The sequence below is a fragment of the Sphingobium sp. EM0848 genome, from assembly GCF_013375555.1.
GTDB lineage: Bacteria > Pseudomonadota > Alphaproteobacteria > Sphingomonadales > Sphingomonadaceae > Sphingobium.
This window is the reverse complement of record NZ_JABXWB010000005.1, coordinates 1168227-1181049: the sequence shown is the minus strand read 5'-3', so window position 1 is coordinate 1181049 and position 12823 is coordinate 1168227. Positions and strand designations below refer to the sequence as shown.

13 protein-coding genes are annotated in these 12823 nt (G+C 61.1%); 4 read left to right on the top strand and 9 right to left on the bottom strand.

Going from position 1 to position 12823, the window contains the following annotated elements; genetic code table 11:
- Positions 1-151: 151 nt before the first annotated feature.
- Positions 152-1183, top strand: a complete 1032-nt coding sequence (locus tag HUK73_RS23490) for a fumarylacetoacetate hydrolase family protein (protein WP_255326517.1) — start codon at positions 152-154, stop codon at positions 1181-1183.
- Between the two features lie 30 nt (positions 1184-1213).
- Here the strand turns inward: HUK73_RS23490 and HUK73_RS23485 are convergent, their stop codons facing one another.
- The 3 genes from HUK73_RS23485 to HUK73_RS23475 all read right to left on the bottom strand — a co-directional run bounded on the left by HUK73_RS23485 (position 1214) and on the right by HUK73_RS23475 (position 4948).
- On the bottom strand, positions 1214-2284 hold the full coding sequence (locus tag HUK73_RS23485; protein ID WP_218036699.1) for an amidohydrolase family protein: 1071 nt from the start codon (positions 2282-2284) through the stop codon (positions 1214-1216).
- A complete protein-coding gene (locus HUK73_RS23480; RefSeq protein WP_176594186.1) occupies positions 2281-2670 on the bottom strand; it encodes a nuclear transport factor 2 family protein in 390 nt (129 codons plus the stop codon). The genes HUK73_RS23485 and HUK73_RS23480 overlap by 4 nt, the downstream gene beginning before the upstream one ends.
- 64 nt (positions 2671-2734) lie before the next feature.
- Positions 2735-4948, bottom strand: coding sequence for a TonB-dependent receptor (locus tag HUK73_RS23475; RefSeq protein ID WP_255326516.1), 2214 nt, complete (start codon positions 4946-4948; stop codon positions 2735-2737).
- Between the two features lie 388 nt (positions 4949-5336).
- On the opposite strand from HUK73_RS23475, the gene HUK73_RS23470 reads away from it, so the two are divergent.
- Together HUK73_RS23470 and HUK73_RS23465 are read left to right on the top strand one after the other, a co-directional pair.
- The gene (locus HUK73_RS23470) at positions 5337-6455 is read left to right on the top strand and encodes an FAD-dependent monooxygenase (RefSeq protein ID WP_176594185.1); all 1119 of its coding nucleotides are present in this window, start codon (positions 5337-5339) and stop codon (positions 6453-6455) included.
- A gap of 48 nt (positions 6456-6503) precedes the next feature.
- A complete protein-coding gene (locus HUK73_RS23465; protein WP_176594184.1) occupies positions 6504-7640 on the top strand; it encodes a S9 family peptidase in 1137 nt (378 codons plus the stop codon).
- Positions 7641-7822: 182 nt separating this feature from the next.
- On the opposite strand, the gene HUK73_RS23460 is transcribed toward HUK73_RS23465, so the two are convergent.
- Positions 7823-8014: a hypothetical protein gene (locus tag HUK73_RS23460; RefSeq protein WP_176594183.1), complete on the bottom strand. Its 192-nt coding sequence runs from the start codon at positions 8012-8014 to the stop codon at positions 7823-7825.
- A gap of 26 nt (positions 8015-8040) precedes the next feature.
- Here HUK73_RS23460 and HUK73_RS23455 point away from each other — a divergent pair, with 26 nt between their 5' ends.
- The gene (locus HUK73_RS23455; RefSeq protein ID WP_369805626.1) at positions 8041-8373 is read left to right on the top strand and encodes a DUF4337 family protein; all 333 of its coding nucleotides are present in this window, start codon (positions 8041-8043) and stop codon (positions 8371-8373) included.
- A 51-nt stretch (positions 8374-8424) separates the two neighbouring features.
- Here HUK73_RS23455 and acs read toward each other — a convergent pair whose 3' ends face one another.
- The 5 genes from acs to HUK73_RS23430 form a co-directional block, all read right to left on the bottom strand.
- On the bottom strand, positions 8425-10368 hold the full coding sequence (gene acs, locus HUK73_RS23450; RefSeq protein ID WP_176594798.1) for an acetate--CoA ligase: 1944 nt from the start codon (positions 10366-10368) through the stop codon (positions 8425-8427).
- Between the two features lie 30 nt (positions 10369-10398).
- Positions 10399-10836: a pseudoazurin gene (locus HUK73_RS23445; protein ID WP_176594797.1), complete on the bottom strand. Its 438-nt coding sequence runs from the start codon at positions 10834-10836 to the stop codon at positions 10399-10401.
- Between the two features lie 400 nt (positions 10837-11236).
- The gene (locus HUK73_RS23440; RefSeq protein WP_218036698.1) at positions 11237-11740 is read right to left on the bottom strand and encodes an SRPBCC domain-containing protein; all 504 of its coding nucleotides are present in this window, start codon (positions 11738-11740) and stop codon (positions 11237-11239) included.
- Complete coding sequence (locus HUK73_RS23435) at positions 11727-12083, bottom strand: helix-turn-helix transcriptional regulator (protein ID WP_176594182.1); 357 nt, start codon at positions 12081-12083, stop codon at positions 11727-11729. Before HUK73_RS23435 ends, HUK73_RS23440 begins: the two co-directional genes overlap by 14 nt.
- A 219-nt stretch (positions 12084-12302) precedes the next feature.
- Positions 12303-12821, bottom strand: coding sequence for an OmpA family protein (locus HUK73_RS23430; RefSeq protein ID WP_255326514.1), 519 nt, complete (start codon positions 12819-12821; stop codon positions 12303-12305).
- Between the last annotated feature and the right edge of the window lie 2 nt (positions 12822-12823).

Below are 12823 nucleotides of genomic sequence, written 5' to 3'. Positions count from 1 at the left end.
CCGGCTGGTACGCGATAGAAAACGCAAAATCGGATAGGACCTATAGGATGAGTTGATGGATCGGCCATCGGGCCCGCCAATGGTAGCCATCCCATCTGGTGATTGGTACGCCCTGCCCCGCCGCCCTAGCCATCGTGCAGGAGGAGGCATCATGACGAACATGCAATTTCCGGCCGTGGGCATCGGCCGCTTCGTACAAGAGGGCGCCGCCCCCTTCGTGGCGCTCGTGGTCGATGGCGCCGCCTATCCGATCGCCAGCGCAGGCAAGGCCGACACCGTCGATCTGTTCGAGCGCTGGACCGAGGTGTGGCCGGAGTTGGAGCAGCGTGTCGCCGCCATCCGCAGCAGCGGCGAACGGGGCATCGCGCTCTCCGGCCTGCGCACGCTGCCGCCGGTCCAACCGCGCCAGATATTATGCGCGGGCGCCAATTACCGGCGCCATGTCATCGACATCATGACCGATCATGAGGCGGGTAGCGAACCGGGCCTTGACGCGGCGGAGCGGCGCATACGGGCCACCCGACTGATGGACCATCGTGCCCAGGCCGGTTCGCCCTTCGCCTTTGTGAAGCCCATTTCGGCGCTCGCGGGGCCCTATGACCCCCTCACCATTCCCGCCGACAGCATCCAGACCGACTGGGAACTGGAACTTGCGGTGGTCATCGGCCGCCCGGCGCGCCGCGTGACGCGCGAACGGGCAATGGATCATGTCGCGGGCTATACGATCGCCAATGACATCAGCGCGCGCGATCATATCACGCGGCCGGATATTCCCGGCATGGGGCTGGATTTCATCGCGGGCAAATCCTGTCCCGGCTTCCTGCCGCTGGGTCCGCTCATCGTCCCCACAGCGCTGATCCCCGATCCGCACGACCTGCAAATCACGTTGCGGCTGGACGAGCAGGTGATGCAGGATGAAGCGAGCGCGGACATGATCTTCCGCATTCCCCGGCTGATCGAATTTCTTTCCACTCACATCCAGCTAATGCCCGGAGACATTATCTGCACAGGTTCGCCGGCAGGCAACGGAACCCATTATAACCGCTTCCTGCGCGACGGCGATGTAATGCGGGGAGCGATTCAGGGGCTGGGCGAGCAGATCGTGCCCTGCCGTGTGGAAAGGACGGACGAAGATGCGGTACTGCACCGCCCCTTCGCCCCGCTTGGAAAGCCGGAAGTCTAAGGGAGTACCCGAGCCTGCCCCCTCCCGCCTTTACAGGTTCAGCAAGGTCCGGGCATTCTCCCCCAGTATCCGGCGCTGATCCTCTTCTGCAAGGTCCGCCAGCAGGCCGGCCGGATCATAATCCCCCATGTCAAAGGGATAGTCGCTGCCCAGCACGACCCGGTCGATGCCCACCTCCTCGATCAGGCGCCGTAATTGCCGGGGATCGTAGACCAGACTGTCGAACCAGATGCGGCGCAATATGTCGGTGGGGCGGCAGGAGCAGCCCTGCGCCTCAGGCCGCACCGCATGGGCATGGTCCGATCGCCCGGCATAGGCAGGCAGATAGCCGCCGCCATGCGCGGCGATGATCTTCACGCCGGGATGGCGATCCAGCGTACCGCCGAAGATCAGCTTGGAAAGGCAGACCGTGGTTTCGAAAGGCTGGCCGATGGTGTTCATCAGATAATGATCGGCCAGCCGCGTGCCCAGCGTCGTGCCCCAGGGGTGGATGAACACCACCGCACCCAGTTCATCGGCCTTTTGCCAGAAAGGATCGAAGAAGCGATCGGCAATGTCGCGCCCGCCGGCGAGCGAGGAAATCTCCACGCCCTTGAAATCATGGTCGCGCATCGCGCTTTCCAGCTGCTGCGCGGCAAGCGAGGGATGCTGGAGCGCAACCGTGCCCAGCCCGACGAAGCGATCCGGGTGATCGGCGCACAGGGCCGCAATTCCATCATTGATCCTGCCGACGACGGTGCGTGCCAGATCCTTCTCGGCCCAATAATGATATTGCGTGGGCGAAGGGCTGATCGCCTGGATATCCACCCCCATCGCATCCATGTCGGCAAGCCGCACCGACACATCGGTCAGACGCGGCATCAGGTCGGCCATCATCGCGGCATTGACCGCCAGAGAAGCCGCGCCCATCGCTTCGGCTTCAGCCACCGCCCGCGCGGTCCGATCCGGATGGTTCGCCACCAGCGCTTCCACCGCTGGAACGGCGAGGTGGCAATGCAGGTCGATGGTCGTCCACGGCAGCCGCGTGACCGGCGTGCCCACACGAACGGGATAATCGGCCATGCCGCAACGGTGCAGCACCGCGCCGCCGATAGCGTTCATATCTGCGTTTCCGGCAGGCTAGTGGACTGAAAGGCTTCCTGTATCCAGCGCCCTCCCCGCCAGGCCCAGACCTGCAACACCAGAGAGCGGGACAATATGGGTTCGGCCCTACCCTTGAGCGACAGCAGATTGCTCATCTCCCCGCTCATCACCGCCGCATCCCCGAACAGGCGGACGTCGAGCGGCCCGCGCGTCACCTCCAAAAAGGTCAACTCTCCCTCAATGTAACAGAAATAGCTGTCGAAATCGTCAGTCACGCCGCGCGTGTGCGTATGCGTGACCGTGCGTGAGATCATCGCGCGCAGGCTGTCATAATCCTGCTGCACCAGCGCCTCGCCACGCCTCCGTTCCGCAGCGATCACGCCGTCGATGCTATATTCCTCCACCCGTTTTTCTCCTACGGCAACAGGAAGGCCGGGACATCATCCCGGCCTTCTTCATCCTTGTTGATCAGAACTTGTAGCCGACACGCACGCCGTAAAGCCGGGGCGGCTTGAACGATCCGTTGATCGCATAGCCCGTCAGCGCTGCGGCGACGAACTTGTTGCTGATGACCTTCTTGTTGGTCAGGTTCTTCACGAACAGGCTGGCGCTCCAGTGCTGATCGGCGCTCTCATATTGCAGCGAGGCGTCGATCAACGCCACCGCGCCTTGCGACAGCGCCTTTTCGTTGAATTCCGTGAAGTAGATGCGGCCGCTATAGGTCAGATCGCCCCGCAACGAGAACCGGCCCGGCACGTTCAGGGGCAGATCGACCTCTGCACCTGCATTGATCGCCACCTTGGGCGCGTTGACCAGTCGATTGCCCTTCAGATCGACATTGCCATTTTCCGGCCGCGCCGGATTTTGCGTAATGAAGGACACGAATTTCGTATCCAGAAAGGTCAACGCCGCATTCAAGTTCACGCCCGGCACCGGCTGCGCACGCGTTTCGAGTTCAAGGCCCTTGACCCGAGCGGCCGCCGCATTCTGGGTGATGATCGAATTGCCGACGATCTTGTTCACCTGAAGATCGGTATAGTCGTAATAGAAGGCGCTGCCGTTGAATTGCAGGCGGCGATCGAGCAACGTCGTCTTGAAGCCCGCTTCATAGGACCAGACATATTCAGGATTGACCGGCGGATTGGGATTGCCCGCCAGCAGCACACCGCTCTTGAAGCCGCGCGTGACCGAGGCATAGAGCATCACATCCTCGCTGGGCCTGTAGTCGATGCCGAATTTGGGCGTCAGCGCATCCCATTTCTTCTTCGCGTTCACCGGAATGACCAGATTGGCGCCATTGGGCGGCGGCATGAAATTGAACACGGTGAGCGACCCGTTGGAATCGCGCTTGTCCTCGCTGTAGCGCAGGCCCGCCGTCAACCGCAGCCCGTCCAGCACCTCATAGGTCCATTCGGAGAAAGCGGCATAGGATTTGATCCCGATATCGCCATTCTCATGATAGGCGGGGTTCGCGAAACCCAGCAGCCGCCCGATATAGGGCCAGGTCAGGTCCAGTTCGGCATGCAGCGGCTCGTCATAATAGAACAGGCCGAAAACACCCTTCAGCCGGTCGCTGCTGTAATTGAGTTGCAGTTCCTGGGAAAATTGCTTCGCACGTTCTATGGTAACGACCGGGGAGAAGGCATCGAAAGAGGTGGTTTCCGGGTCGTTGCTGCTCCATCGATCCGAATGACGGTATCCAGTGATCGACTGGATCGTCAAATGATCGGTCAGATCAATTGCAATCTTGCCGGAAAATCCCCAAAATTCTCGCCGGTTTCGGGTAGGCACCTCGCTGGTGATATCGCGACTATTGATCAAAATGGTACCACCATTGGCAAGGCCCGGCATCGTTACGTCGGATCGATATGGCCCAAAGGCGTGGAAGGCGTAATTATGGTCGCGCTCGCGCGCATAATCGCCGCTCAGCGTGACATGCACGCTATCGCTGAGGTCCGCCTCGATAGTGCCGCGAACGGCGGTGCTGTTTTGATTGTCGATCTGCTCACCCAGCGTCACATTGCGGCCATAGCCATCATGTTCGATATGCTGGAAGGCCAGCCGCGCACGCACATTCCCGCCCTTGTCCAGCGGGCCGCTGATCGCGCCGTCCACCGTCAGCGCATCGTAATTGCCGTAGGACAGATTGAGATAGCCGCTGAAGTCGCGGGTCGGCTTGCGGGTGATCAGGTTGACGCTGCCGCCGGTCGCGTTGCGGCCATAAAGCGTGCCCTGGGGCCCGCGCAGCACCTCCATCCGTTCGATGTCAAAGAAGGAAGCAAGCTGCGCCGAAGGGCGGCCGATCACCACGCCATCGACCTGAAAGGCAACGCTCGGGTCCTGTCCGTTGGAAATCGAGGTCAGGCCGATGCCGCGAATGAACAGCCGGTTATAGCCCGCATGCTGCGCCACGGAGACACCCGGCGACAACTTGGCCAGATCAGCGACCGAGCTGACCTGCCGGCGCTCCAATTCCTGGGCACCGATGGCTGACACGGCCATCGGCACGTCCTGCAGCTTTCCTTCGCGCTTCTGCGCGGTGACGACAATATCGGCGAGCCCGCCATTGGCCCCGTCGGCCTGTGCCGAGACGTCCTGATCCGCCGCCTCAGCAGCCAGTGCGGCAGTGGAGAAACTGACGGCCATCATGCAAGCCGAACTGAGCAACAACCCTAAACGCATCACAAATCCTCTCCCTCTCGGCGCCCCTCTCCTTCCATGGCTGGCGCCTGTTTGCGCCATGGCGTTTCATTTTCTTCTTCCATGATGGCAAAAGCAGGGGGTGCACCATCATGGGTCGATGCAGGCATGAGGGATGACAGCCGACCAACACAGTCACCAATATATTGTACCTATAGCTCGCATTCGCTCAGGCGATGCCAACGGCGGCAAAGTCGACGAAATTTCAATTTTATAGCTTAATATCAATATGTTAAATTATTAAAGATCATCAATTGCCAAACCCGATACCTCGCATTCCAAGCGTCTATTTCAGCGCGTCAGGCAACTGCCCTAGGCTCGCAGCAATAACTGATCAGGATAATCGGTCATTGGGTAGAGGAGAAATCAGGTGAGCAGTGTCGGCAAGGTTCTGGTGGTGGGCGGTGGGATCAGCGGACTTTCCGTCGCGATCGCATTGCGAAGACACGGCACAGAAGTGGATGTCGCGGAAAAATATCAGACCGATGCCGTGCTGGGAATCGGCATCATCCTGCAAGGTAATGCATTGCGTGCGCTCGACGCACTCGGCATTTTCGGGGAAATCCGCAAGAAAGGCTATGCCTATGACGGCTTCGCCTTCTTTGACTCGCAGGGGCAGAATCGCACTTTCCTGCAAGGCGATCTGATCGCGGGAGCAGACTACCCCTCGATGATGGGGATCACCCGGCCCGACTATGGCCGCATCCTCACCGAAGCCGCGGTCGGCGCAGGGGCGACCATCTGGAACAATTGCACTATCACCGATCTGGTTCAGGACGCAGACGGTGTGGACGTTATTTTCACCGATGGACGCAAGGGGCGCTATGATGCGGTGATCGGCGCCGACGGCATCCATTCTGTCACCCGCAAATTGCTGTTCGGAACCATCGCCGAACCCTATTATAGCGGCCAGGCGGCATGGCGCGTCAATTATCCCCGTCAGGTCGATGAACTGCAAAGCTATACCGGCGAGAATGGCGACCGGGCAGGCGTGGTGCCGCTCAGCGATACAGTCATGTACATGTATGTGACCGACAAGACCGAAACACCGGTTCGGCCAGCAGGCGACCTGCGTGAGGTGTTGCGGACCAAGCTCGCCGGCTATGGCGGGCTGATCGGCAAGTTGCGGGATGACCTTCCCCCTGCGGAAGAAATCGTCTGGAAACCCTTCCTGCTCGTCGACCTTCCGCCCCCCTGGCACAAGGGACGGGTCATCATCATCGGCGACGCTGCCCATGCCTCCAGCGCCCATCTGGGGCAAGGCGGGGCGATGGCGATAGAGGATGCCGTGGTGCTGGGCGAGGAACTCGGCAGGGATATCGACCTCGCCACTGCATTCCGGGCCTTCATGGATCGCCGCCTGCCCCGCGCCAGCAAGATCAAGCAATGGTCGGAACAGTTGTGCCGCTGGGAAATCGAACGATCCCCCAATGCCGACCACATCGGCGTCACCCGCGCGGCATTCGAACTGATACGCCAGCCGATCTGACAACCCGGCCCGGTTCGGTATTTCCCCTTTTCAACAGGAGCTATCATCATGTTCGAACCGTTTCCCGGCAATTATGTCTGGAATCTTTCGGTCAATATCTGCCTGGCCATGGGCGGCGCCATCGGCGAGATCGAGGAAGCCAATACCCCGGTGCGCAAGGCCGCCACGCAGGGCGAAGATGTCGGCACCGAGGCGTTTTTCAACGCCTGGATGGCTTTGGCCAAGCGTCTTGCGGAACAAGGCAAGGCGGCGGAGGCCGCTGGAAACGGCCTCACCGCCAGCGAAAAATACGGTCGCTCCCTAGCCTATTACATGACCGCCGAACGGATGCAGGCCCGCGACTATGAGCCCCGCAAACGGGCCTATGCCCAAATGCTGGAGGTCCGCGACGCCATGATCCGCACCGGGAACATTCCCTGCGAGGCCATGGATATCCCCTATGAAGGAAGCAGCCTGCCCGCCCTGTTCCTGCCCGGAGACGGTCCGGGACCCTGGCCCTGCCTGTTGTTCTGCAACGGCCTGGACAGCGTGAAGGAGATGATTTTCCTCGTCAACCGCCATGCCTTTGCCAGACGCGGCATCGCGCTGCTCATGATCGATCAACCGGGCACAGGGGGAGCCCTGCGATTCAACGGCCTGACCGCCATCCATGACAGTGAAAGATGGGCAGGCGCAGCGATCGACTATCTGGAATCGCGCCCCGATGTCGTGGCGAACCGGATCGGTATGGCGGGCTGGTCGCTGGGGGGCTATTATGCGCCGCGCGCGGCCTGCTACGAAAAGAGATTCAAGCTCTGCGTGGCTTGGGGCGCGAACCATGACTGGGGCGCGCTTCAGCATCGCCGCGCAGCGCGGGAAGGCGACCGTCCGGTCCCCCATTATTGGGACCATGTCGCCTGGGTCTGGGGAGAAGCCTCCGGCGAATTGCTGCTGGCCAATTGCAGCCACATCACCTTGCGCGGACATCTTCAGAACATGACCGTTCCTTTTCTCATCACCCATGGCGAGAACGATCGCCAGATTCCGCTGGAATATGCCTATGAAAGTTTTGAGGAAGCCGTGAACAGTCCAGAACGGGAACTGAAGGTCTTCACCCCCCATGAAGGCGGCATCGAACATACCGGCGTGGACAATATCGAACCGGTGCGCAGCTTCATTGCCGACTGGGTAGCGGCCCGATTATAGGAGCTCCTCCTATTTGACGGCCGCCCATGAAGCAATACTTCTCCCCGGCCTTCAAGGGCACGGGGGACGGCTTACGTTTTGCCAAGGGTGACCTTGGGAGATAGGAAGACCCCGCCGCTTTTCGGCAGGCGGAGCTTCGGTCGCTGGGGTTAGACGGTATTCCGGCGCATGCGCGTCTTCGCTTAGACCACTTGGTTGATGCACTCTTCGCGGGCGTTGGCGGCGACACGTCGTTCGATCTCGGCGTGGTCTTCCTGCGCCTCCTTGGCGGCACGGATATCAGCTTTGGTCTGCTCCATCGCCTTGCGCAAGCGGGGCTCCCGCTCGACCATCAGACGAAGCTCAAGGCGCTTCTCTTGCGACCACAGTTCCATGAACCCGTGATCATCGGACCAAGCACATTGTCCCTCCGATAGAGCAGGTAGAAGGCGACGGTAGCAAAGCGCGGGCCGCGCTCACCACACTCGACAGTGAAATCGCGAAATATCAGGCGGAAGCGCCCGGGCTGGAGCGACAGGCCAAGCAATATCGGCAGGATTATGATGCGCCCAACATCCATGACGACCAGTTCAACGCAAGCGACGCGCTGATCGCCACGGCCATATCGCTGCGCTGTGCGAGAGCATGGGGCTGCTGTTTGCAAGCTGGACCTTCGGCGCGTTCGGCCTGTTCATGGGGGTGTGCGGTTTTGCCGGGTGGGCCTTCCACCCGGACGTGCTTAGCAATTTCCTGAGATAACCAAGAACCCCGCCCCGAGCACTCTGAGGTTGAACGACATTCGGCCCTACCCCACCCGGTTCCGCACCAGTTCCACCACAATGCCCGGATCGGCCAGCGTCGACACATCCCCCAGTGCCTGCGCCGAAGTCTCCCCCTCTGCGATCTTGCGCAGGATGCGGCGCATGATCTTGCCCGATCGGGTCTTTGGCAGGCCCGGCGTGAACTGGATCGCGTCCGGCGTCGCGATCGGCCCGATCTCCTGCCGGACCCAGGCGACCAGCGCCTTGCGCAATGGCTCGCTCGCCTCCTCACCGCTGTTCAGCGTCACATAGGCATAGATGCCCTGCCCCTTGATATCATGCGGAAAGCCGACCACCGCCGCCTCCGCCACGCTTTCATGGGCGGCCAGCGCGCTTTCGACCTCCGCCGTACCCATGCGGTGGCCCGACACGTTGATCACATCGTCCACGCGCCCAGTGATCCAATAATCCCCACCCTCGTCACGCCGGCATCCGTCGCCAGTGAAATACAGCCCCGGATAGGTGGTGAAATAAGTCTGGAAAAAGCGGTCATGATCGCCCCAGACCGTCCGCGCCTGCCCCGGCCAGCTCCGCGCGATGCAGAGATTGCCCTCGCCCGCGCCCTCAACCGGCACGCCATTGCCATCCACCAACAGCGGTTCGACGCCGAAGAACGGCTTGGTCGCAGCACCCGGCTTCAGGTCCGTCGCTCCCGGCAAGGGCGTGATCATGTGCCCGCCCGTCTCCGTCTGCCACCAGGTATCGACGATGGGACAGCGCCCCTCGCCCACCACCTCATGATACCAGCGCCACGCCTCCGGATTGATCGGTTCCCCCACCGTGCCCATCAAGCGCAGCGACGCCCGGCTGGTAGAGCGTACATGATCGTCCCCCTCCTTCATCAGCGAACGTAGCGCGGTCGGCGCGGTATAAAGCGTCGTCACCTGATGCCGGTCGACCACTTCCCAGATGCGCGAGGGGGTCGGCCAGTTGGGCACCCCTTCGAACATCAGCGTCGTGCCCCCATTGGCCAGCGGCCCGTAGACGATATAGCTATGCCCCGTGACCCACCCGACATCGGCGGAGGACCAGAACACTTCGCCGGGCCGATGGTCAAAACTGATGTCGAAGGTCATCGCCGCCCACAGCAGATAGCCCCCACTCGAATGCAGCACGCCCTTGGGCTTGCCGGTCGAGCCGGAAGTATAAAGGAGGAACAGCGGGTCCTCCGCATTCATCGCCTCGGCCGGGCAGTCATCAGAAATATCGGCCGCCAGTTCGTCATAGAAGGCATCCCGCCCCGGCTGCATCGCCACATCGCCGCCGGTCGCCCGGACGACAATCACGCGGTCCAGCATCGGCGCCAGCGCTGCCGCCGCGTCGACATTGCGCTTCAGGGGAACGGTCTTGCCGCCGCGCCGCCCCTCATCGGCGGTGATGACGATCCTGCTATCGCAATCGCTGATCCGCCCCGCCAGAGCTTCGGGCGAAAAGCCGCCGAACACCACCGAATGGATCGCACCGATACGCGCGCAGGCAAGCATGGCAAAGGCCGCCTCCGGAATCATCGGCAGATAGAGCGTGACCCGATCCCCGCGCCCGACGCCGGCCCCCTTCAGCACATTGGCAAAGCGGCACACCTCGCCATGCAGCTGCCGATAGGTAAAGCGGCGTGGCGCTTCCGCCGGATCGTCCGGTTCCCAGATGATAGCAGCCTGATCCCCCCGATCGGCCAGATGCCGGTCAAGGCAATTGGCCGATACGTTCAGTACACCGTCGCTGAACCAGCTTATGCCGAAATCCGCTTCGGCAAAGCTGCTCTCATCGGCGCGGGTCGGTTCCCGCAGCCAGTTCAACCGCTGCGCCTGTTCCAACCAATAGGCATCGGCATCCTCGATAGAGCGGCGGTATCCCATGGCATATCCCGCCGCGTCAACCTTCGCCTCCGCCGCCCAATGGGACGGCACGGGGTAGAGATCATCGCCCATTTGCGCATGTATCGTCAACATCGGCTCGCCTCATTTCACTTGCGCGAGAGCAGCGGTCATCCGCTTGGCGGCAAAGGGCGGCAGCTTCACCGCTTTGGCTGCGGCGAGCTCGGCCGGCGTGACCTTGCCCACCTGCACCAAAGCGACCATGCCCATAGAATAATGCGGCATGCACTTGATGCCGTAGAGGCCGGGCCTGGTCACGGTCATCACCGCTTCCTTATTCATCGCGCCCTTCATCGGCGTCGCCCCGGCGGGCAGCATATTGGGCATGGTTTCGGCATTATGGCTGGGGTTGGTCGGCTGGAACCGGATGGTGTCGCCCACCGCCGCCTTCACGAAGGAAGGTTCGAACACCATGGCGCCGTCCGCCCCCTGATTCTTCATGTGGACGACGATGTCCTTGGCCTGTCCCGACAGCGGAACCAACGTCAGCAGCACGGCGGCGGCAACCCCACCCAGGGTCATGCGAATGTCGTTCAAGGCTCTCTCTCCCGGCAAATTTGGCTGGGACGAAAGATGACGCAGCGCAGCGCAGCCGCGCAATGGGCCTTTGGTCCTAGTGTGGTGAATTTGAAATACGCCTCATTATAGCGGCCAGGTGGGGAGCGTATTTCAAATCCATAAACCACACTAGAAACATATATTTGCTAGTGACCCTGATGAATCTGACGTTCGTTCAGCGCCTGCCCGATAGTGTGACGAACTTCAGATTCGGGTCACTAGGGTCGGCTGGGTGATCGGGACAGGCGCGTTACTGCCATGCCGCCCCAACCGAACGCCACCCATCCTCAGGCCGGAGAACGAGGGGCGTCGGCACCCTTTGCTCTCCAGTCTCGTACAAAGGGCGATCAAATTCGAACAATGGTCATGCATTCCCCGCCTTGGCACCGAGATCGGCGAGAAGCGCCTGCAATTGCTGGAACTGCTCGCCCCACCCGCTCGTGCTTCCGGAATCGATCGCTTCGTCGAGCGCTTCCTTCGAAGGATAAAGCTCGTGAACGTTGACCAGCGTCTCGCCGTCTCTTTCCTCGAAAGTCACGGTCGTGATGGGCCCGTCATCGTCGCCTTCCTCGTTGCTCCAGACGATGCGGGTGTGGGGTACGACCTCGATATACTTGCCGAAGAAAGTCATCGGCCGCTCCGAGGACGGGTGCCCCATCACGAGACGGTAGGAACCGCCAGTGCGGACATCGGCCTCGTAGGAGAGGATGGTCAACTGAAAGGACTTCGGCGCCCACCATCGCTGGAACAGCTCGGGCCTGGCCCATGCTTCGAACACCAGCCTCGCCGGCCCTCTCACGATTCGCGTGACGATCAACTCGCGTTCGGATGTTCGCTCCATGGCGGTTTCAGCATCATTCATGCGCATCGGCTTCCTCCTCCATCTTCAATTCCTTGACGATCTCGTCCAGGGCATCGAAGCGCGCCGCCCAAAGCCGGCGATACTCCTCGATCCAGGCCAGCTCCGCCTCCAGATCGCGGCGGCCCAGCCTGCAAGTCCGCACCCGCCCGACCTTCTCGGTCGTGACGAGTTCCGCCTGTTCCAGGACGCTGACATGCTTCTTCATGCCCGTCAGGCTCATGTCAAAGCTCGCGGCGAGAGTGGAGATCGACGCATCCGACCGCGCAAGCCGCGCAAGGACGCCCCGCCGCGTGGCGTCCGAAAGCGCGGCGAACGATATATCGAGAATTTCGATCTTACACTGAACCATATGGTTCAGTTAATAACCGGGATCGAGGAAGTCCGCAAGCGGCAACTTTTGAGATGCTGCATCAAGTGGCCGAGCGGTGGAGAAGTGTGGCCTGCGGACTGACGGCGCCGGGAAAGCACAGCACGATAGCGGTCATTTCACGTGACGGAAAAACAACCTCCCGTGACCGTCAAGGTAATGGAGACAGATATGCCTTTCATTCAGCATAAACCGAGTGACTCAATTCCCTACGATCGCCTCTGCATCGGCAGGCGATACGATAATGACCACCCGGCGGTTCTCGCGTCGTCCACTGACCGATCGGTTGCTTTCTATAGGAACGCGCGCGCCCATGCCGACGACTCGTATCGCTGCTGGCACCATACCGCCCTGGATCAAGGCATCGGCGACGGCCTGTGCGCGCCGTATCGACAATGCGTCGTTATAATCGGCCGTTCCGCTTGAATCGGTGTGCCCTTCCACGCGTCCGCCACGAATCCCGACTTTGACCAAGACCGATGAGATACGCCCAATGATAACCTTCTGATCCGGTATCAGGATGCTTTCATCGGTGGCGAACAGCAGGCGATCGGCCATGCCGAACTGCCAATTGTCACCCGCCTGCTCGAAACCCTGCTGTTTAAGTGCCGCCACCTGTTGGGGCGTGAATGCGCCGTGCCGTTGGCCTTGCACAGTCTGGCAGGCGGCGAGCAAAACGAAGGAAAGCAAAAGAAAGAAGTTACGCATCTTGATTTCCATGA